Source organism: Kurthia sp. Dielmo, from assembly GCF_000307285.2.
GTDB classification, from domain to species: domain Bacteria; phylum Bacillota; class Bacilli; order Bacillales_A; family Planococcaceae; genus Kurthia; species Kurthia populi.
In genome coordinates, this window is record NZ_HE578965.1 from 27,318 (window position 1) to 49,248 (window position 21,931).

Genomic DNA, 21,931 nt, shown 5'->3' on the forward strand with positions numbered 1-21,931 from the left:
AAATCAATGATTTCTCTAGTACTCGATGGCCGGAATTTTACCATCAAAATGCGTCTAAAAAGCCCACAATCTCATTTGAGACTGTGGGCTTTTTTCTATTTTATTTATGCAGTTTTACGACTACGTAGGACAAGCACAGTGCCGTAGATTGCGGCAATAAATGAAATAACCGCGATAACATAATAAAATGTTGTACCACCGAAGTCATTGTACATAATTCCTCCGATATACGAGGAAATAATACCGGATACACCGAAGAATAGGAGCGCGAGAACGGTTTGTCCTGTCGAACGCCATTCACGAGGCATAATACGGTATAAATACTGAATCGCCGCAGTATAGTATACAGGGAATGTCAGCATTTGAAGTACTTGTAGCATGACAATCATTTTTGGGTCATCAATAAAGCCCGTTAGGAAAAAGCGTAGGGCATAGAAGAAAATTGCTGCCGTAATTAATTGCAGCTCCTTGCCTTGCTTGAGCCACATATAGCTTAGCGCAAAGACGACAATCTCACTTGCACCAGAAATAAAGAAGGCGATGCCGACTAGATTATTGGCGCCACCAAGCGTCGTAATATGAATTCCTAAAAACGTATCGTTCATTCGTGCAGGAATCGAGCTAATAAAAATTAATACTAAAAATAAAATCATTTCTTTGTTTGTTAAAACTTGTTTTAAGCTACTTAGCGTTACAGGTGCAGACGATGCCGGGACGTCTGGAATATTCCACACGATGGCAAAGCAGATAATGCCGATGACGACAAATGATAAGCCAATTACACCCATGCCAAACCAATCTGTTAAATAACCGATAACCAGTGATAGCACCGCATAGCCTAGAGAACCATATGTACGGACGGAACCATAACTGATACCATTCGTCTCAGTTGTAGTGAACGTTAATGATTCCGTTAATGGATCAAGTGGCATTAAGAAGAAATAGACGAACATTGCTAGGAGTACAAGCAATAGGAAGCTATCCACCTGATATAAAAAGTAGCCAAAAACGGCCGTCATCGCAACAAGAATTAATAAGATTTTACGAACTGTTTTGAGCTTATCGCTAATCATGCCCCATAATGGTTGTGCGATGACAGTCACAATCCCGCCGAGCGCAATAATTAGACCGATTTCGCTCGTATTTAAGCCGGCAGATTGTAAATAGACCGGTAAAAATGGAATAAACATTGCCAGCATACCGAAGAATAAAAAATTATAGCCTTTTAAAAGAACTGTTGTTTTTTTCAAGCAGGTCACCATACCCTTTCAACAAATCATTGTACCGAACAAAAACGGTCATGTATACAGCATGCTTATATGCCGTGTGGAAATTTGTTATAATGAATAAAAATGACAAAGGGGGGTTCACAATGTTAAATGAACAACATTATTTTGAGCAGGGCGTCGATTTGGCTACGTATATGAGTAATATGGCAACACTTAAAAACGATAGTTACCGCGTCTACAATGCATTTGACTTACCAGAAGACCCTGAGTTTATCGAAGCAGTAAAACGAGCAAACATACATATTTTAGTCATCACAGAAGATTGGTGCGGCGATGCTATGATGAATAATGCCATCTTGCGTAATATCGCAGAAGCTGCCGAGCTCGATGTACGCTGTGTGATGCGCGACCAGCATATCGAATTAATGGACGCGTATTTGACGAATGGTAGTCGGTCGATTCCACTTTATTTATTTTTAAACGAAGCGGGAGAAGTTATCGGACAATGGGGGCCACGTGCACCAGAGCTACAGGCATTTGTTATGGCGAAATGGGCACTTTTACCACCAAAAACAGATGATGAATTTTCGATGAAACAGCGCGAATTATTTATGACACTAAGTGAAGAGTATGCATCGAATGAACAGTTTTGGCAGTATGTGTATGAAGATTTAAGGACGACTTTATTGAATATATTGTGAAGTGAAGTAGTAGATTTGCAGAAACAAAACATTTAGGTATAGAATGATAAAGATTGTTAAAAGGTCAGGCTGACTCTTTTTTGTGCACGTAGCAAGAAGTGGGGGCCTGTTTTCGTGATTTTGGACAGAATTTTTAGAAACAGGAAGGTACAGTTATGAAAAGAGCACGCATCATTTATAACCCAACATCAGGTCGAGAGTTATTTAAAAAACATTTGCCCGAAGTTCTACAAAAACTTGAAGTGGCAGGATATGAAACATCTTGTCACGCCACTACTTGTGCAGGAGACGCGACAGTTGCCGCCAAACATGCGGTAGAGCGCGGCTTTGATATTATTATTGCGGTTGGTGGTGATGGTACATTAAACGAAGTGGTTGCTGGCGTTAGTGAATTTGAGGAGCGCCCGAAACTAGGTCTTATTCCAATGGGCACGACAAATGACTTTGCACGTGCTGTGCATATTCCACGCGATATTAAGGCCGCTGTCGATATTATTATTAAAGGCGATTCGATTCCAGTCGATGTCGGTGTGGCGAATGACCGTTACTTTATTAATATTGCCGCTGGTGGACGCATTACCGAACTAACATATGAAGTGCCAAGCAAGCTTAAAACGATGCTTGGACAGCTTGCCTACTACTTAAAAGGAATTGAAATGTTGCCGTCAGTAAAGGCTACAAAAATGCGCATTGAATACAATGACGAGGTATTTGACGACGATGCGATGATGTTCCTTATCGGTTTATCCAATTCAGTAGGTGGTTTTGAGAAACTTGCACCCGACGCAAGCATCAATGATGGACAGTTTACGGTATTTATTTTGAAAAAATGTAATATTGCCGAGTTCGTACGTCTTGTGACACTTGCTGTACGCGGAGAGCATTTAAAAGATCCGCATGTGATTTATACGAAAGCTGACCATGTAAAAGTATCATCGGATGCTCGTGTGTTAATCAACTTAGACGGTGAATATGGTGGCGATGCGCCGACAGAATTTAGAAACTTAAAACGTCATGTTGAGCTATTCGTTCCAATCGATGAAATTCGTGAGCAAGACCGTGTACTTGAAATAGAAGAATAAAAAGCAGGAGGTATTCAACTAAGTTTGGATACCTCCTTTTTCATTGGGATTCGTGATACAATAGAGAAATTGAAATGGAGGAACGAATTGAATGACTGCACCAGTGAAAAAGAATGATCGATTAACTGTTTATATAGAAGATTTAACACATGACGGAGCGGGCGTCGCAAAAGTGGATGGCTATCCATTGTTTATCCAAGGCGCGCTACCGGATGAAACATGCGAGGTCCATGTGATGAAGACGCTTAAAAACTATGGCTTTGCGAAAGTAGTAGACATTACGGAGCCATCGCCAAATCGCGTAGAGCCACCATGTCCTGTATTTAACATGTGTGGCGGCTGTCAGCTTCAGCATTTATCTTACGAGGGTCAGCTTGAGTGGAAGCGCAAAATGGTCCGTGATGTCATGCAGCGTATCGCTAAAATCGACGTGCCTGTCCATCCAACGAAAGGGATGTCAGAGCCGTGGAACTACCGCAATAAAGCACAAATTCCATTTGGTATGAATGGAGATGTGCCAGTTGCAGGATTTTACCGTACGAAATCACATGCGATTGTCGATACGAATCGCTGCTTAATCCAAACAGATGAGGCAGATGCGATTTTAGAAGGCTTAAAACCACAGCTTTGGGCACTTGGGCTAACACCATATAACGAAGAAACAAAGCAAGGGCAGCTGCGCCATGTTGTCGTACGTAAAGCGCGTGCTACAGATGAAGTAATGGTTGTACTTGTAACGAAAAAACGTAAATTCCCACAAAAGGATGTTGTCGTTGAGGCCATCCGTAAATTAGTTCCAAATGTGAAATCAATTATGCAAAACGTCAATCCGAATAATACGAATGTCATTTTCGGTGACGACACCATTTGCCTATGGGGTGACACAACGATTGAGGACCATATTGGCGATGTACGCTTTGAAATTTCAGCGCGTTCATTCTATCAGGTGAACCCAATCCAAACGGAAGTATTATACAAGCAAGCACTTGATTATGCGGCGCTAACAGGCGAAGAAACAGTAATCGATGCTTACTGTGGTATCGGGACAATTTCATTATTCCTAGCGAAACAAGCGAAGCATGTAATGGGTGTAGAAATCGTGCCACAAGCCATTGAGGATGCGAAACGTAATGCCGCATTAAACGGCTTTACGAACACGTACTTTGAAGCTGGCCCAGCAGAGGAAGTCATCCCACGCTGGTTTAAAGAAGGCAAGGAAGCGGACGTCCTAATGGTCGATCCACCACGTAAAGGCTGCGACAATGCCTTACTTGAAACGATTTTAAGCGAGCGTCCAAAACGCATCGTCTACGTATCATGTAACCCTGCAACACTTGCACGTGACCTACGCGTACTAGAAGACGGTGGCTACAAAACACAAGAAGTACAGCCAGTTGATATGTTCCCACACACAGCACACTGTGAAGCAGTAGCTTGGTTGGAATTGGTTTAAGATAAAAACCACGTTAAATGTCTATTAGGCATTTAACGCGGTTTTTTTATGTCAATTAAATGAAGTGCTTGGCTAACCGTTGTAAGAAATGTTAAAGGACTGGCTACTATGCACTTCTAGAAGAGGTGTAATCCTACGTGTATCATCATTTTTTTGAATGATTTCTGAATGTTTTTGAAAGAAATAATTATAAAAATGAATGTTTTTGAAAGAAAATTGATTGATTTTACAGAATATTTCGTTTAAAATCAAGTACAAATAAATAGAAGAGGTGAAGACAGTGAATTTTACAGAACGCCAACAGCAGATTTTAGCCTATTTAAGACAATATGGCTCTGCGTCTTTACAGCAACTCATAGAATTTACAAATTCGTCAGAGTCTTCGATACGCCGTGACTTAACAGAGCTTGATAAACAGCAGCTAATCGACCGCTTTCACGGAGGCGCGACTTTAAATCAGCCACTACTTAGTGAAAAAAGTTTATTAGAAAAGTCGGATGAATCATTAACTGAAAAACAAGAGATTATGAAGCTGGCCGCTCAGCATATTCGATATGGTGAATGCATTTATTTAGATGCAGGGTCAACGATTATTCACCTGATTCCACATATCGTCAATAAAAACGTTACCGTCGTCACAAATGGCTTAATGCATGTGCCGCTTTTAATGGAACAAAATATTGAAACCGTTATCATTGGGGGTAAAGTGAAGGCGAAAACGCAGGCAGTCATTGGTGCCAAAGCAATCACACAGTTTCAGCAGTACTATTTTGACCGTGCCTTTATCGGAGCGAATGGCTTTTCAGAGCTACAAGGCTATACGACCGCTGACTTTGAGGAAGCGACGCTGAAGCAATTAGCTATTAAGCAGTCAAAACAGGCGTATATCGTAGCTGATCACTCTAAATTTGGCCTCAGTCAATTTGCTAAGTTTGGTGATTTAGAAGATGCTATTTTAATTACAAGTGGACTAACAGATGCGCAATACGAACAACTTGAGAAAAGGACGGAGGTGTTACGTGCGTGATTTATACATGTACTTTTTCACCAGCTATTGATTACACACCATATGTGGCGCAGTTTGAAACCGGAAAACTAAACCGCGCAACATCAGTAAGTTATTTACCAGGTGGCAAGGGTATTAATGTTTCCCGCGTATTAACGACGCTTCATACAGCCTCAACCGCTTTAGGGTATGTGGGTGGCTTTACGGGTAATTATTTAACGCAGATGTTACATGAGCAACATATTCAAACAGATTTTATTCAAACGAATGACATGACACGAATTAACGTGAAAATTAAATCGGATGTAGAGACTGAATTAAATGGACCATCACCTACGATTACAACTGCTATGTATGAGCAACTGCTACATAAGATTGCGCTCTTAGAAAGCGATGATTGGTTCGTTTTATCAGGTACTGTACCGAAGAGCTTGGATTTAAAAGCATTGTTAGATATGCTTGCACAAAAAAATGTAAAGCTTGTCGCGGATATTGCAGGTCAAGTGCTACATGAAATCGCACCGTATAAACCGGTACTTGTGAAGCCAAATTTAGAAGAGCTTGGTGCACTTTTTGGGACGACATTGGTCACTGTAGAAGAGGCAATTCCTTATGCTAAACGACTTGTGGCATTAGGCGTCCAAAATGTTATTGTGTCACTCGGCGGTGCAGGCGCTTTATTCGTTAGTGAAGAACAAGTATATTATGCGGCGGCACCAGTTGGAGAGGTTGTAAATACGGTGGGTGCAGGAGATTCTGTCGTTGCAGCGACGATTGCAACATATTGCCAAACTGAGGAATGGCTTAAAGCGTTTCAATATGGCGTTGCAGCCGGTAGTGCAACAGCATTTCAATTAGATTTATGTCAGGAGCAAGATATTTTAGATTTAGTCAATAAAGTAATTGTAAAAAAACTTTAAGGGGTGAGTTTTATGCGAATTACCGAATTATTAACAGCAAGTACGATTCAGTTAAACGTACAAGCAACATCTAAGAATCAATTGATTGAAGAATTAGCACAAGTACTCGTGGATGCAGGCAAGGTGAGTGATCAAGAAACTTATATCGCAGATTTACAAGCGCGCGAGGCACAAAGCTCAACAGGAATTGGGGAAGGTATTGCCATTCCACACGCAAAATCAGCAGGTGTTGCAGTACCAGCTATCGCATTTGGTCGTCAGTTAGCAGGCATTGATTATGATTCCTTAGATGGTCAGCCAGCAAAGCTATTTTTTATGATTGCAGCAAATGATGGCGCAAATAACGATCATTTAGAAACGCTCTCAAAGCTTGCTACATTTCTAATGGATCCGCAATTTACAGAAAAAATGATGACTGCTTCGACGAAAGAGGAAATTTTAGCAGCAATTGAGGAAAAGGAAGGCGTAGATGTTGAAGAGCCAATGTCTAATGCACAACGAGTACCTACAGCAGGTAAACATATTTTAGCGGTTACAGCTTGTCCGACTGGGATTGCGCATACCTTTATGGCAGCAGAAAAACTACAAACAACAGCTGCAGAGAAAAATGTCTCTATTAAAGTAGAAACAAATGGTTCCGGCGGTGTGAAAAATCGGTTGACTGAGCAAGAAATTGCCGATGCAGATATCATCATTGTAGCAGCTGATACGAAAGTTGAAATGGCCCGTTTTAACGGTAAAAAGGTTATTCAAACGAAAGTAAGCAAAGCTATTTATGAAGTAGATGCGTTGCTCGATGCGGCAATTGCTGGAGAGGCACCAATTTATTCATATGATGGCGGTAGTGACGTGGAGGCACAAACAGAGGGGAAAAGTGGATTTCAATTTTATAAGCACTTAATGAATGGTGTTTCTAATATGCTACCATTTGTCGTTGGTGGAGGTATTTTAATTGCCCTTTCATTTTTCTGGGGTATTAATTCAGCAAATCCGGATGATCCTTCCTACAATGAATTTGCAGCAATGCTCAACACAATTGGGGGAGGAAATGCATTCTTCTTAATGGTACCTGTACTGGCCGGCTTTATCGCGATGAGTATTGCAGATCGTCCAGGTTTTGCACCTGGGATGGTTGGGGGCTTGCTAGCGATTACAGTGACGAATGATGCTGGTGCGAATTCAGGATTTTTAGGTGGTCTGCTAGCCGGTTTCTTAGCGGGATATATCGTATTAGGACTCAAAAAAATATTTGAAAAACTACCTTCACAGCTTGAAGGATTAAAGCCTGTCTTATTCTTCCCACTGTTTGGCATTGGGATAACAGGAATCATTATGATGCTCGTCAATCCACAATTGACGAAGTTATATACTGGATTGACAGGATTTCTAGAAGGATTAAGCGGTACAAATGTGCTGCTTCTTGGTTTGATTTTAGGTGGAATGATGGCCGTTGATATGGGTGGCCCTATTAATAAAGCAGCCTATACATTTGGGATTGCGATGTTATCGAGTGGCAATTTCAATATGATGGCTGCGGTAATGGCTGGTGGTATGGTGCCACCATTAGCAGTAGGGCTAGCAACAACGTTCTTTAAAAATCGCTTCACAAAGCAAGAACGCGAAGCAGGAAAAACAGCATATGTGCTTGGCGCTTGTTTTATCTCTGAAGGAGCTATTCCTTTTGCTGCCGCAGATCCGATTCGAGTTATTCCATCCTTCGTGCTAGGATCTGCAATAGCAGGTGCATTAACGATGCTATTTGATATCGCATTACGCGCGCCGCATGGTGGTATATTCGTTATGGGTCTTGTGGATGGAGGCTTACCAAAAGCACTTCTTTATTTATTAGCCATTTTAATTGGCTCCGCAGTATCAGCAGTATCGATTGGCTTGCTAAAGAAAAAAGTAACGATTCAAAAAAATACTTCTGTGCAGTAAATCATTATATAAGTGGTACGTATGAAAAGCAGCATGTTTGCACAATGCAAACATGCTGCTTTTCTACGTTGAATGCATTCCTCTGATACGTGTAAAACAATTGCCAATGAGGTCATTTTTTTAGAATATGACTATATTATCTCAAGTACTTCCAGTTTTTTAAGAAAAGATAAAAAGCAAATTGATAAGTGAAGATGTATGCGCTGAGGCTTTTTCATGTTTACATGCCATCTCTCAAAGGTATTGAATATGAATAAGGTTAAATACATTGAGAAGAGAGGTTTTCATAATGGATGTAAGGTTTCCAATAGGTGAATTGCAGGTTCCGGAGCATATTACGATGAATGAAGTAGAGCAGTGGTTAGCGGATATTTCGACGTATACGACACGTTTACGGGCAGTTGTCGATGGCTTGAGTGACGAGAAATTAAGCAAAACATATCGGGAAGGTGCTTGGAATGTGCGCCAGCTTGTGCATCATATTGCAGATTCTCAGCTCAATATGTATCAACGTTTAAAACTCGCACTAACAGATGATAATCCGACCGTACCATCATTTAATCAAGAAAAATGGGCAGTAGAGCCAGACACTGAACTACCCGTAGAAAGTTCTATTAAGATTCTTGAAGGACTAAATGAGCGTATTGTAGCACTTGGTCACACATTAAATGATGCACAATTACAGCGTAAATTTACACATGCGGAAAATGGTGAGATTACGGTAGGGAAAAAAATCGCTAAATTAAGCTGGCATGAGAATCATCACTTAGCTCATATACGACTTGCACTTGAAAATTAAAAATAAATGGGTATTGATGGATTTAAAGTAAAATGTGACTAAAAAAACGTTTGAAATAGCGAATTATTTTTAAAATGAGTAATAAATGTATTTTAGTCGAAAAAAATGCCATGAAGTAGAAGAAAATGCCTATATAGTTAGCAAAATATAAAAATAACATTCGACAAAATGAGACAAATTCCGTATACTAGGAAACTAATAAAATAAGAAAAACTTATATAAGTATTAAAAAGGAGTTTGGCATGATTGTTGTAAATAAACCAAAATATAAAATATCAATTGATGAAGAGGCATGTGAAATAGTTGCTCAACTCAACGGTTTTTTTAAACAGCAAGTAGTGTTGGAGTATTTTGAGGATCTTGATGATGCAGCTGATAAAGTGGTCGTCGAAGACTACAAATTAATTATCGATGCAACGATGCAAGCTGCTCTTGCATCAGATGTCGTATCGGCATTAACATCAGCCCTCCTTTACTATCAGACTTTCGGATTTAAAGAAGTGGTTGTTGTCATGCCGATTTCGAAAATTTCGAGCGCACAAGTAGCAGAAGCATTGAAAGATGTTGATTTTAAAGGAACCGTTGTTTCGCCTACTATTCAAAAAAATGATTAGATGATAAAACAGGCATTGATAAGATGTCTGTTTTTCTTTCGTAAGGAATGCAAGCTTAGAGTGTGTTACAATAAGCTAGTTATGTAAAAAATAATCCTTCTTATAAATAAGATGTACAATAAAGGAGACCAATCATATGGTAACAAACGATTTATTAATTCGCCTGCGCTATGCATTAAATATTAAAAATAGCGATGTGGCTGAAATGTTCAAACTAGGTGGCGTACCATTAACGGCTTTAGACGTATCAAACATGCTTCAAAAGGTGAAAGATGACGAGCCGCGTCCAGAAAATTATAAAGTATGCACAAACGAAATGTTTGAAGCATTTTTAAATGGCTTAATCACAACAAAACGTGGTCCACAAGAAAAAAACCAGGGCAAGAAGTGGTGAAATCTCAACGCGAACCAGCGAATAATATGTTGATTAAAAAAGTGAAAATCGCACTTCAAATGACAACAGAAGATGTGTTAGATGTCTTTTATGATGGTGGCATCAACGTATCAAAAGGCGAGCTTGGCGCGATTTTACGTAACCCAAGTCACCGTAACTATAAAGAATGTGGTGACAAATTCGCACGTAAATTCTTAAACGGCTTAACAGCACGTTATCGTAAATAAATAAAAAGAGACTGGGACAAAACACGTCATTTTTCTTTTTAGCTTTCCAAACGAAAAACCGGAACCGCGCCACCGCGCGATTCCGGTTTTTTTATGCTTATAGGAGCGGTCGTTTTAAAGCCTCTTTTTTATTGTTCGATAAACACTTCATTTACTTTATTAAAGAGTACAAGCATCTTTCCTTTACTGTTAAATAGTAACCCCTCTGGCTCACGAGTTGTTTGAAGTGAAACGGTTTGCTGGTCGCTACCATCGTGTTTAAAGCTTGTATACTCACCATTTGAAAGGATATAGTAGCGGTCTTTTGTACGCTCAAAACCCTGGATTTCCTTTCCTTTTGTTGTACCAATTAAGCCGTCGACGCGTAGTTTTTCACGTGGATGACGAATTGTATACCTAAAGTTTTCACCGATATGTAATCGATTGAGTTCATAGCCCTCACCTAAAACGTTAGAAGAAGTTGTTTTTGAGACGACAATAGCTGTTGTGTCGCTTTCCATCGCAAGTACATTTGGATGGATTTCAGCAGGAATCGTCCATTTTTTAATTACTTTTAACGTGTTCGCATCAATGCGCTGTAGTATATAATTTTTTGAGCCAACAACATCGACGATTTGATATAGATAGCCTTTATGATAATCCATTGCCTGCCCATGACCTACGCGTAATTTTTTACTAATCTTTACGAGCTTAAATTTCTTATTGTACTTATAAATATAGCCATAGGTCGTTTTATCACCTAATGCATACATTAAATAATAATTACCCTTTGCATCAATTGTCATTCCTTGAAGGGAGCGTTCTGTCCCGATTTTTTGGTTTACTTTATCTCGATATGGAAAAAAGAGCGTTGATACTTTTGTACCATTACTGAAAGTGAGCGTATTTTTCTGTTCTTTTGCGCTAGTAATAGGCATATTAATGTTAAATATTGTGATAAATAACAATAGAATACTAATTAATAAATTAAAACGTGTAATAAATTTCATAAGAGCACCTCGATTATTATAGTTTTTTTGTCTCATCCATTATATAATATTTTATATAAAAAGTATCATTTTGTGACCGTTATTTGTATATTTGCAGTAAAGAATTGTCTTTTGAAAAAGGGACGAGATAGCATGTTTTTAAGGAAATATAATTTGGTATGCGGGAGGAAAAAGTATGTTATTTAAATCAAAAAGTCCAAGTGAGCAGTATGAGTATTTCAATAAAGTGTCAGAATCAGACATTATTGTGAGTGAACGTTTTCAGGGAAAACTCGATTTTTTAGGATTTAATAAAGTGCGTCGTGAATATGTCAATGAGTTGCTGGAGTTGTATCTAGAGAAAAATGTTGAACTATTAGATCAATTTTATGTTCATTTAATGTCGATTGATGATTTTAGAAAAGTGATTGAAGAGCATTCTACTGTCGATCATTTGAAAAAAGTGTTCGATGCACATTTCCGTAGTCTCTTCGAGGAAGATTTAACATTAGACTATGTTTTCAAGCGTCGAAAAATTGCGTATACACATGCGCGCATTGGAGTATTACCGAACTGGATGATTTCAGCGTACACATTAATGAATCAACTAATTATTCCATTAATTACGGATAAATATAGCCGAAATCGTAAAAAGATGCTAGATGTTTTACTTGCGTACGATAGCTTAGTGACGATTGACCAACAAATCATTGTTGAGACATATATTGAAATTCAAGCAGGTTCGATTGTAAATGGTTTAGGAAATATTATTAAATATAATACGCAGCTTGACCAAATTAAAAACCTAATCCAGTTCCAAGATACGCAGCAGCAAGCAGTACTTGCGGCAAATGCTTCGATGGACCAGCTCGAGTCATCGATTGATGAAGTATCCATGTCCGTTGTTGATGTCGCAAAAGATACGCAAACATCACTGCAAAAATTAAACGCTGATATTTCAACGCTTGAAAACATTACGTCTTCGCTACAGACGACGGACCGAGAGCAGGTGAAGGTGCAAGAGCATGTTGGGGAGCTAGTAGAACGCGTAGAATCCGTTAATGAATTAATGCGCTTTATTCAGGGTATTGCGGAGCAAACAAATTTATTAGCATTGAATGCCTCGATTGAAGCGGCACGTGCAGGTGAAGCAGGGAAAGGCTTTGCGGTTGTAGCAGAAGAGGTGCGTAAGCTTGCTGACAATACAAAGCAATCCATTCAGCAAATTCAAGGCGATATTAATCATTTATTATTAATTACGACAAATATTAATGATTTAACGAAAAAATCGGCTCATGATTTACATGAAACAGTAAATGATACATCGAGCATTACAAAAGCACTTGTTGAATTAAATACAACGCTGCAGCAGCAAGGTTCAAGCTTTGAAACGATTGCATCGACAACACAGCAACAAGCACAGGCGGCACAGACGATTACAGCAAGCAATCGCGATATTGCGCGTAGCACCGAAGAAAGTAAAGAAATTGTCAATCAAACAGGGGATGCCATTTATAAGCTAAGTAAGATGATTGACACATATCGTGTTGATACGATTTCGAAAAACTTTATTATTAGCCAGGAAGATATTATTGAGCTTGCGATTACAGATCATTTATTATGGAGATGGCGTATTTATAACTTGTTGCTTGGTTTTGAGACAATGAAGGAATCTGAAATTCAATCAACGCGTGAAACACGTCTTGGCGATTGGTATTACGGTCAAGGACGAGACATCTTAGGTGATCATGCGGCATTTAAGGCGCTTGAGAAACCATTTACACGTGTGCATGAGGTGGCGAAGCTTGCGGTGCGCGCTTATTATAGTGGCGATAAATTAAAAGCAGAGAGCTATTTAAAAGAAGTAGAACAAAATTCTACTGAAGTTATTGAGAACTTAAATATTTTACGTAATGAAATTGTATCGCGTAAAAAGCCATTTGAGAGATAACTAAAAATATTATAGATAAATGCGTAACTATAAAAGATGAGCATGGATAGCATGCCCATCTTTTGTATTGTTTTTCCAATAAAAGCATTCTAAAATAGAGTTGGGCATGGAACTTAAACAATAGGTAATCGTCCTATTTTCTGACGAGTGCGATAAAAGATTTTAAATAAAACAGGCGTTTTGTGGTTAATTTATTTGGAAAATGGGAATAAAAATAACAGGAACATTAACTGTTTTAAGGGGAAATTATAATGAAAAAAACATTACAAGATCAAGAATGTAATAAAAATCACTTAGTCGATCATTTATTAGATTTAGGTATTTTTAAAATTAATGGTAAACAATTATATCAAGCTACATTACAAGAATTAATTCAAGCGTATCAGCAGTATACGATGAAGCCCGTTCATGCATAATATAACGGTTTAATAAAAAGCAGGAAGTGTGAAACAATCGCGCTTCCTGCTTTTTTGTTGAAATGCTTAAAAGAGAAAGCAGTATATCAAAACCTTATTCTTTTGTATAATAGAAAGATATGTAGAAAGTACGAACATAGAAGGAGACAAAGTATGTCAGTAATTAATTTATTAAATGAAGATTTACAATCAAAGTGGAAGTTTAATGTGGCGACGCCGATTCAGGATCAAATGATTCCGGCAATGTTAAATGGGGATGATGTAGTAGCAGAATCACCAACAGGAACAGGGAAAACATTAGCGTATTTATTACCGATTTTAGAGCGTGTGGATGGTACGAAAAAAAATACACAAGCATTAATCGTTGCTCCGTCACAAGAGCTTTGTATGCAAATTACCGAAGTAGCACGTCAATGGATTGCCGGCACAGATATTACTGTTGTCCCATTGATTGGTGGCGCAAATACACAACGTCAAATTGAAAAATTAAAGAAAAAACCGACGATTGCGATTGGGACACCAGGTCGCTTAAATGAATTAGTGCGTGCGAAAAAATTAAAATTACACGAACTACATCACATCGTTCTTGATGAAGGGGACCAATTATTAGGCCGTGAATCACGTGTTATCGTAAAACAGTTTATTGATGGGGCCAATCATGACCGTCAAGTAGTTGTTGTCTCTGCAACAATTACCGATGAAATTAAATTAGTAGCAGAGCAATTAATGAAAACGCCAAAACGCTTCAAAGTAAGCTTAGAAGACATGCCAGACCAAGGTATTGTGACGCATTCATTTATTAAAATGCAAGAACGTGAAAAAACAGATATGCTGCGCCGTCTATCAAACCAAGAAGGCCTACGTGCGATAGCTTTTGTTAATAATTTAGATCAATTATTAATGAAAGAAACGAAGTTACATTACCGCCAAGCACCAATCGTGACACTTCATGCAGATATGAAAAAAGAAGAGCGCAAAAGAGCACTTGATGCATTCCGTAAAGGGGAGGCACGCGTGCTAATCGCGACAGATGTTGCAGCGCGTGGATTAGATGTAGAAGGCTTAACGCATGTTATTCATGTGGATGTACCGGTTTCACAAGAGCAATACACACACCGTTCAGGTCGTACAGGTCGTGCAGGAAAAAGCGGTGAAGTGCTAACATTATTAGTAGGTCCTTCTGAAAAACAATATAAACAAATCACCCGTTCATTAGATGAAAAACCGACTGAAAAGATTTGGGATAAAGGCGGTCTCGTAAAAGGGAAAGGTTTTTATTCAGCTGGTCCTGCGAAAAAAGGCAGAAACTCTGACAATTCTAAAAAGAAAGACTATAATAAGCAGTATGATAACCGTTCAGAACGTAAATATGACGATAAACCGTACAAAAAACGTTATGACGGTGACACTACTCGTAAGGACGAAGGCAAACGCCCATTCAAAAAGTATGATGAAAATTCATATAAAAAAAATGATGAAGGTAAACGCTCATATAAAAAGAACGGCGAAGAAAATCGCTCATTCAAAAAGTATGATAACGAAGGTACTCGTAGCGGCTCATACAAAAAGAATGATGGCAGCAAACGTCCATATAAAAAACGCTAAGGGGTCGATTAATGATGACATTCGAAGAAAAATTAGCTCAATTTGCTGAGCTTGCTGTAAAAGTAGGGACAAACATTCAGCAAGGTCAAACGCTTTTAATTAACACAACCGTGGATACAATCGAGTTTACTCGTTTAGTTGTGAAAGAAGCATATAAAGCTGGCGCAGCACGCGTAACCGTGAACTACTCAGATGATGTAGTCGCACGACAATTATTTGAAAATGCATCAGTAGAAGAGTTTGAAAAATTCCCTCGTTGGATTACAGAGCAACGTGATGAGTTGATTGAACGTGGTGGCGCACTTCTTTGGATTGATGCAGCAGATCCAGACTTAATGGCTGGCATCCCTGTTGAAAAAATTTCAGCAAACCAAAAAGCGTCAGGTAAAGCATTAGAAAACTATCGTGATGCTGTAATGAATGATAAAATCGCATGGTCAATCATTGCGATTCCGTCGAAAAAATGGGCAGCGAAAGTATTCCCTGAATTACCTGAAGAAGAACAAGTTCCTGCAATGTGGGAAGCAATCTTCAAAACGGTACGTATCGGTGAAGGTAGCGCCGTTGAAAACTGGCAAGCTCACTTGAAAAACTTACATGTGCGCGGTGATTTAATGAATGAAAAGCATTTTGCTAAATTACATTACACAGCGCCAGGTACGGATTTAATTGTTGGCTTACCAGACAAACACATTTGGGCAACTGGCTCTAGTAAAACACCACAAGGCACTGAATTCGTGGCAAATATGCCAACAGAGGAAGTCTTTACATTGCCATCTAAATACGATGTAAACGGCTATGTGTCATCAACAAAACCACTTGTCTATCAAGGGAATATTATCGACAACTTCAAATTAACTTTTGAAAATGGCGTGATTGTGAAAGCAGAGGCACAGCAAGGTGAGGAATTATTAAATGAGTTGATTAAAGCGGATGAAGGCTCTAAATACATTGGTGAAATCGCACTTGTACCACATGAATCACCAATTTCAGCATCTGGCTTACTTTATTACAACACATTATTTGATGAAAATGCATCCAATCATATCGCAATTGGTGCAGCATATCCAACTTGTTATGAGGGCGGTAGCGAGCTATCTGAAGAGGAAATGGATAAAGCAGGCATCAATGTTTCAATTACACATGAAGACTTTATGGTCGGTAGTGCGGAAATGGACATCGATGGCATCCATGCAGACGGGACAGTAGAAGCTGTATTCCGTAAAGGTGCTTGGGCATTTTAATAAAAAGAAAATAGACTTTGACATACATCTAAAAATAACCGCTCCTATGAGCATAAGAAAAACCGGAACCGCGCTATGGCGCAGTTCCGGTTTTTCGTTGTGAACGCTAAAAAAGAAACATGACGTGTTTTATCCCAGTCTCTTTTTAAATGTCCTTAACGGCGATTTGTAGATTGTGACGCTTTTTTATTATTTAATACTTTTTTCACGATTGGATAAACGACAGGTGCTAATTTAACAGCTGTGCTAATTACTTTTTTTAAGTTCATTATGCATAACCTCACTTTTTAGTAGTTAGTATAGTATTACCGTTGTTGAATTTCTTTAAACGTACAGTGCTTTAATTGCTTGTACAATATTGTGAATAAACGGTTCATCTTATTTACGGAAGCGCGTGTGAAAAGTTTCAAAAAGGTTGAAAGCTTGAGCATTTTTCCGTACAATAGGATTGTTCAATAAACGAGATGTAACAACCACAAGGGGAGCTATTAAAATAGCTGAGAGTGAAGTGCGACTTCTAACCCTTAGAACCTGTAAGTTAATGCTTGCGAAGGAATGTGGATAGACAGCTGACGCTATGCGATGTCAGGGATCTTTCCCTGGCATCGCTTTTTTCATATCTATCTAATCCCACTGGTTTGATTTGTACATCAACATTGGAGGTTGAAGGGATTGAACAGTAAAAATTTATTAATGATGGTCGAAATCGCCATTTTTGCGGCCATCGGTCTTATTTTAGATAAGCTGACATTTAGCTTATGGCCACAGGGCGGCTCGATTAGTCTTGTGATGGTGCCAATCGTCATTATGGCGTTTCGCTGGGGCACAGTGGCAGGGCTTGTGACGGGCTTATTAATCGGTACGATGAATGCGATGTTTGGCGGCTTTATTTTAACACCGCTACAAGGCTTTATTGATTACTTCTTTGCGTTTACTGTAGTAGGACTTGCAGGGCTTTTACGTCCACTTGTTATACGTGCACAAACAGCGAGTGAGAAAGCTTTGTACATTACAATTGGGACGATTATCGGCGGTTTAATTCGCTATGTAGCTCATGCAATAGCTGGCTATGTATTCTTCTCTGAATATGCGGGTGACCAAAATCCACTAATTTATACGATTGTCTATAATGGTTCGTACATGGTGCCAGCCATTATTTTAACAGCAGCGATTGTTAGTCTACTCATGACAAAGGCACCGAAACTATTGGAGCCTAAAAAACGATAAAGAAACGAAGGAACTGAATTAATTCAGTTCCTTTTTCGTCATGAAAAAAGTGTGATATAGTAGAAGAAGATTCAATATAAAGGAGATCTTGAACGATGATTGTGAAAACGCAAGAAGAATTTGATGCGTTAATGAAAGCAGGCCGTGCAATGGCTGAAATTCGTGACGCCCTTAAAAATGCGACAAAACCTGGTGTGACAACAAAAGAATTAGATGAATTAGCTGGTAAATTATTCGAAGAAAAAGGTGCTGTATCAGGCCCTAAAGCAGAATATGACTTCCCAGGTTATACATGTATTAGTGTAAATGAATGTGTTGCCCATGGTATTCCGGACAACCGTAAACTACAAGAAGGCGATATGATTAACATTGATGTATCAGGCCATGTAGACGGTTTCTATGCAGATACAGGTGTATCATTTGTTGTAGGCGATGTTGAAAAACCAGAACTTCAAATCCTTTGCGATGTGGCTCAAAGCTCATTTGACCGCGCAATGGGAAAAATTAAACCAGGTGCGCGCTTGAACCAAATCGGTAAAGCTGTAGAACGTGAAGCACATGATAAAGGTTTAAAAGTAATCATGAACTTAACAGGCCATGGTGTAGGTCATTCATTACATGAAGAACCTCAATACGTTTTAAACTACTATGATGCATGGGATGCAACAATGATGAAAGAAGGCATGGTTTTCGCTGTAGAACCATTCATCTCTCAAGCTGCTGAAAACATCGTAGAGGGCACAGATGGCTGGGCATTCTTAACACCAGATAAATCATTTGTTGCACAATTAGAACATACAGTTATCGTAACGAAAAATGGTCCTGTATTAACAACAAAAATCGATTAATTTCAATAAAAAAAGACTGTAGCGGAAGCGTTTCTTCTGTTACAGTCTTTTTTAATTTGCGTTAGATGGCAAACGTTTGCGTATGAAAATGATCCCAACAATCAAGACGCCGCTTAAAAATAATGCAGCTGTTGTGACAAGCAATTCATTGAAATTATTAGCAATGGCTACGCCAATTAAAAACCAAATGAATACAGCGGGAAAGGCGGCGTCATAAAGATGGAAGCGGATTGCGAGTGCAAGTGCGGCTGCACACGTTAACAATACAACAGCCCATAGCTGACGACTAAGGCCAAAATCAATGAGGTTATTCGAAATAAACAGGAAGCCGATAGTTAAAAAAGTGAGGAATGCTATAGCAGCAAATGCAATTGAAATTGGCAGGCGTCCATTCATTTTATTCTCTGTTAACGGGTAGGTTAAATACAGTATGAATAAGCAGATAGAGATCACAGCTAGTGCCGCAAGTGCAAGAATAAATTGCTCATAGTGCCATAAATTAATCCAAACGATAAATACAATCGAGCTTATCGCAAATAAAATGGCTTGCGTGAGTGTTAGTGCAGAAGCTGTATGGCGCTTTTGCCATTGCGCAAAAACCCAATAAGCGAGCAATAACAAAGCGCCTGGGAATAGCCAATAAACGTATAGAGCTGGAAACATTAATATTTTATAACTGTAGGCCAGTTCAAGTGCCGTATGATTGTTGAGTGGTAGTGCATAAGCAGATAAGCTGGCGATAAATAAAGCGATGAACGCCAACAGAACAATTAAAAATCTGCCCAATGATAACCCCTCCTAAAAATAAAGATATACGTATTAGTATACCTCATGAATCGCGTGCAACAATTTTCATTTCTGTGAACATTCTTCGAACATACGCATATATTGCGCTTTAGCACTACATAGCTGTAAAATATATGTAATCTTTTACTAAAAGGAGCGATGAAGTTGGTACAAAAAATTGACAAGCTAGATTTATCGAAAAAGTTGAGTGACCAAATTTCGTATAAAAAGGAATTAAAGAAGCTACAATATGAAATGTTGAACATTCAACAGTTTTTATTTAAGCATGATATTGGCTTAATTTTAGGCTTTGAAGGAATGGATGCAGCTGGTAAAGGTGGCGCCATCAAACGACTAACAGAGCGTCTTGACCCACGTGGTTATATCGTACATCCGATTGCTGCACCAACACCAGAGGAATTGAAATACAATCATTTACAACGCTTTTGGAATCGACTACCTGCAAGAGGTCAAATCGGTATTTTTGACCGCACATGGTATGGTCGTGTGCTCGTTGAACGTATTGAGGGCTTTGCGAAGAAAAAAGAATGGAAACGTGCCTACGAAGAATTAAATCAGTTTGAAAAAGTGCTAACAGATGATAATTATATTGTGTTAAAATTTTGGGTGCAGATTTCAGAGGAAGAGCAACTTCAACGTTTTAAAGACCGTAAAGAAGATCCGTATAAGCAATGGAAATTAACAGATGAGGATTGGCGCAATCGTGAAAAATGGCCTTTATACGTAGAAGCTGCTGATGAAATGTTTGAAAAAACGGATAAAAAGAATGCACCGTGGGTATTAGTAGAGGGTAATGATAAAAAATACGCGCGTATTGAAGTGTTGAAACAAGTTATTAAACATGTCACAGCAGAATGTGAAAAACGTGGTCTCACAATCACAGACCCTGCAGAGGCAGTTTCAAAAGAAGTTTAACCTGACACGCCGTAGATAAAGAGAAGGTGTAACGATGGTCGTTTTAAACGGAGAACAATGTTTTTTACGGACGTTACAAGAAGAGGATGTTCGTCAGATGACGGAACTTGTACGCCGCAATAAAGTGTATTGGTCTATTTATGAGCCGAGGCATCCTTCGGAGTATTACACGGAGAAAATTCAATTGCGTAAAATTCAAGAATCCATTCGTCAAATGCAGATGCGTAGAGAATTTAGTTTTGGTATTTTTTTACGCGGTTCGCAGGAGCTCATTGGTCATATTTCGATTTATGCTATTAAACGCTTGCCTTTCTCGAGTGCGTTTGTTGGGTATTCATTGGATGAGGCCCAGACGGGAAAAGGGATTGCGACAGAGGCACTGGAGCTTATTTGTCGCTTTGCGTTTGAGGATATTGGGATTCACCGTTTAGAAGCTTATGTATCACCGAAAAATGTCGGCTCTGTGCGTGTGCTAGAAAAGGCAAAATTTGACCAAGAGGGCCTCTTGAAGCAACTGCTATATGTGAATGGAGAGTGGGAAGACCATTATATGTACGCATTACTTGAAGACGTTTATTGAAAGGGTAAGGCCACCTTTAGACGCTGGTGGAAACGCTATAAAGCGCTGTTGAATCAATAAAAGAAGAGACTGGTACAAAACACGTCATGTTCCTTTTTTAGCGTTCATAACGAAAAACCGGAACCGCACTTTGGCGCGATTCCGGTTTTTCTTATGTTCATATGAGAGGTTGTTTTTACACGTATGTCAAAGCCTCTTTTTTAGTTGAGTCTAACTCAATCAAAAATTTAAATTAGTCTGTGTAACCACTTGTTACTAAATCAAGTTTTCCTGTTTCAGGATCAATTACTAAGCCATGTACAGGAATTTCTTTTGATACTAATGGGTGGTTACGGATAACGTCTACACTATGTTCAACGTTTTTCGTTACATCGCCAAAGCCTTTTAGCCATTGGTTTAAGTCAACGCCAGAATATTGAACGTTTTTAATTGTTTCTGCGCTGATGCCACGTTGTTTCATATTTTCTAAGACAACTGCTGGATCTACGGCACTCATACCGCAGTCATAGTGACCAACAACGAAGATTTCATCTGCTTGTAGAGCATAGATTGCAACAAGAAGACTACGCATGATACCACCGAATGGGTGACTCACTGTTGCGCCAGCACTTTTAACCATTTTTACATCCCCATTATGAATGTTCATTGCTTTTGGTAAAAGTTCTACAAGGCGCGTATCCATACACGTTAAGATTACATAGTGCTTGTCTGGATATTTGCTTGTGATGTAAGGTTCATATTCTTTTTCTTCTACGAACGTACCGTTAAAATCTAAAATATCATCTAATACTGCCATTATGATATTTCCCCCTTTATGTCAGAAAAAATCTGAATTTGTGTTAGTACACATTTTTTATTGTATCGAAAATTAGTATAAAAATATATTACTTTGACACAAATTAGACAATAATGGCGTTGGACTATAAAATTTTGTTTATTTATCAGAAAGTTTGAAAAATAAAGTGCTATATAACAGAAATAAAAAAACATGCTTCGGCATGTTTTTT

General features: G+C 38.8%; 20 protein-coding genes, 2 pseudogenes and 1 riboswitch. Of the genes and pseudogenes, 17 read left to right on the plus strand and 5 right to left on the minus strand.

The features are described from left to right. Window positions 1-104: 104 nt before the first annotated feature. Entirely contained in the window at window positions 105-1,259 is a 1,155-nt protein-coding gene (locus KTHG_RS19385) for an MFS transporter (protein ID WP_255512514.1), read from the minus strand. Between the two features lie 113 nt (window positions 1,260-1,372). Here KTHG_RS19385 and KTHG_RS19390 point away from each other — a divergent pair, with 113 nt between their 5' ends. The 9 genes and pseudogenes from KTHG_RS19390 (at window position 1,373) to KTHG_RS19430 (ending at window position 10,363) form a co-directional block, all read left to right on the plus strand. Continuing rightward, a complete protein-coding gene (locus KTHG_RS19390) occupies window positions 1,373-1,930 on the plus strand; it encodes a thioredoxin family protein (protein WP_139995992.1) in 558 nt (185 codons plus the stop codon). A 155-nt stretch (window positions 1,931-2,085) separates the two neighbouring features. Continuing rightward, a complete protein-coding gene (locus KTHG_RS19395) occupies window positions 2,086-3,012 on the plus strand; it encodes a diacylglycerol kinase (protein ID WP_139995994.1) in 927 nt (308 codons plus the stop codon). Window positions 3,013-3,103: 91 nt separating this feature from the next. After that, window positions 3,104-4,465, plus strand: a complete 1,362-nt coding sequence (gene rlmD / locus KTHG_RS19400) for a 23S rRNA (uracil(1939)-C(5))-methyltransferase RlmD (protein WP_139995996.1) — start codon at window positions 3,104-3,106, stop codon at window positions 4,463-4,465. Window positions 4,466-4,745: 280 nt separating this feature from the next. Next, a complete protein-coding gene (locus KTHG_RS19405; protein ID WP_139995998.1) occupies window positions 4,746-5,492 on the plus strand; it encodes a DeoR/GlpR family DNA-binding transcription regulator in 747 nt (248 codons plus the stop codon). Beyond that, window positions 5,489-6,391 (plus strand): 1-phosphofructokinase, encoded by a 903-nt coding sequence (gene pfkB / locus KTHG_RS19410; protein WP_139996000.1) that lies wholly within the window; start codon window positions 5,489-5,491, stop codon window positions 6,389-6,391. Before KTHG_RS19405 ends, pfkB begins: the two co-directional genes overlap by 4 nt. Before the next feature lie 12 nt (window positions 6,392-6,403). Next, window positions 6,404-8,329 carry a PTS fructose transporter subunit IIABC gene (locus KTHG_RS19415; RefSeq protein ID WP_139996002.1) on the plus strand — a complete coding sequence of 642 codons (1,926 nt, stop codon included), beginning with the start codon at window positions 6,404-6,406 and terminating at the stop codon, window positions 8,327-8,329. Window positions 8,330-8,618: 289 nt separating this feature from the next. Further along, window positions 8,619-9,128, plus strand: coding sequence for a YfiT family bacillithiol transferase (locus tag KTHG_RS19420; protein WP_126989153.1), 510 nt, complete (start codon window positions 8,619-8,621; stop codon window positions 9,126-9,128). Window positions 9,129-9,370: 242 nt separating this feature from the next. Continuing rightward, window positions 9,371-9,742 (plus strand): hypothetical protein, encoded by a 372-nt coding sequence (locus KTHG_RS19425; protein WP_126989154.1) that lies wholly within the window; start codon window positions 9,371-9,373, stop codon window positions 9,740-9,742. 136 nt (window positions 9,743-9,878) lie between these two features. After that, window positions 9,879-10,363: pseudogene (locus KTHG_RS19430) on the plus strand (YehS family protein). A gap of 128 nt (window positions 10,364-10,491) precedes the next feature. On the opposite strand, the gene KTHG_RS19435 reads toward KTHG_RS19430, so the two are convergent. Beyond that, window positions 10,492-11,352, minus strand: a complete 861-nt coding sequence (locus KTHG_RS19435) for a YncE family protein (RefSeq protein ID WP_139996004.1) — start codon at window positions 11,350-11,352, stop codon at window positions 10,492-10,494. 175 nt (window positions 11,353-11,527) lie between these two features. Between KTHG_RS19435 and KTHG_RS19440 the strand changes: the two genes are divergently transcribed. The 4 genes and pseudogenes from KTHG_RS19440 (at window position 11,528) to KTHG_RS19455 (ending at window position 16,547) form a co-directional block, all read left to right on the plus strand. After that, complete coding sequence (locus KTHG_RS19440) at window positions 11,528-13,282, plus strand: methyl-accepting chemotaxis protein (protein WP_139996006.1); 1,755 nt, start codon at window positions 11,528-11,530, stop codon at window positions 13,280-13,282. A gap of 251 nt (window positions 13,283-13,533) precedes the next feature. After that, window positions 13,534-13,698, plus strand: coding sequence for a Fur-regulated basic protein FbpA (locus KTHG_RS19445; RefSeq protein ID WP_139996008.1), 165 nt, complete (start codon window positions 13,534-13,536; stop codon window positions 13,696-13,698). Window positions 13,699-13,851: 153 nt separating this feature from the next. Then, window positions 13,852-14,964: pseudogene (locus tag KTHG_RS19450) on the plus strand (DEAD/DEAH box helicase); the annotation flags it as partial. Window positions 14,965-15,317: 353 nt separating this feature from the next. Then, window positions 15,318-16,547, plus strand: coding sequence for an aminopeptidase (locus KTHG_RS19455; RefSeq protein WP_126989193.1), 1,230 nt, complete (start codon window positions 15,318-15,320; stop codon window positions 16,545-16,547). Window positions 16,548-16,702: 155 nt separating this feature from the next. On the opposite strand, the gene KTHG_RS21990 is transcribed toward KTHG_RS19455, so the two are convergent. Further along, window positions 16,703-16,816 (minus strand): hypothetical protein, encoded by a 114-nt coding sequence (locus KTHG_RS21990; RefSeq protein ID WP_255512513.1) that lies wholly within the window; start codon window positions 16,814-16,816, stop codon window positions 16,703-16,705. 199 nt (window positions 16,817-17,015) lie between these two features. Then, window positions 17,016-17,120: riboswitch (TPP riboswitch) on the plus strand. Window positions 17,121-17,219: 99 nt separating this feature from the next. Here KTHG_RS21990 and thiT point away from each other — a divergent pair. Together thiT and map are read left to right on the plus strand one after the other, a co-directional pair. Next, window positions 17,220-17,774, plus strand: coding sequence for an energy-coupled thiamine transporter ThiT (gene thiT, locus KTHG_RS19460; protein ID WP_139996012.1), 555 nt, complete (start codon window positions 17,220-17,222; stop codon window positions 17,772-17,774). Between the two features lie 95 nt (window positions 17,775-17,869). After that, on the plus strand, window positions 17,870-18,622 hold the full coding sequence (map, locus tag KTHG_RS19465; protein ID WP_139996014.1) for a type I methionyl aminopeptidase: 753 nt from the start codon (window positions 17,870-17,872) through the stop codon (window positions 18,620-18,622). Window positions 18,623-18,673: 51 nt separating this feature from the next. Here map and KTHG_RS19470 read toward each other — a convergent pair whose 3' ends face one another. Beyond that, window positions 18,674-19,408, minus strand: coding sequence for a tryptophan-rich sensory protein (locus KTHG_RS19470; protein ID WP_139996016.1), 735 nt, complete (start codon window positions 19,406-19,408; stop codon window positions 18,674-18,676). Between the two features lie 159 nt (window positions 19,409-19,567). On the opposite strand from KTHG_RS19470, the gene KTHG_RS19475 reads away from it, so the two are divergent. After that, window positions 19,568-20,344, plus strand: a complete 777-nt coding sequence (locus tag KTHG_RS19475; protein ID WP_139996018.1) for a polyphosphate kinase 2 family protein — start codon at window positions 19,568-19,570, stop codon at window positions 20,342-20,344. A gap of 34 nt (window positions 20,345-20,378) precedes the next feature. Then, a complete protein-coding gene (locus KTHG_RS19480) occupies window positions 20,379-20,924 on the plus strand; it encodes a GNAT family N-acetyltransferase (RefSeq protein ID WP_126989164.1) in 546 nt (181 codons plus the stop codon). Between the two features lie 232 nt (window positions 20,925-21,156). Here KTHG_RS19480 and KTHG_RS19485 read toward each other — a convergent pair whose 3' ends face one another. After that, window positions 21,157-21,720, minus strand: a complete 564-nt coding sequence (locus KTHG_RS19485; RefSeq protein WP_126989165.1) for a beta-class carbonic anhydrase — start codon at window positions 21,718-21,720, stop codon at window positions 21,157-21,159. Window positions 21,721-21,931: the final 211 nt, after the last annotated feature.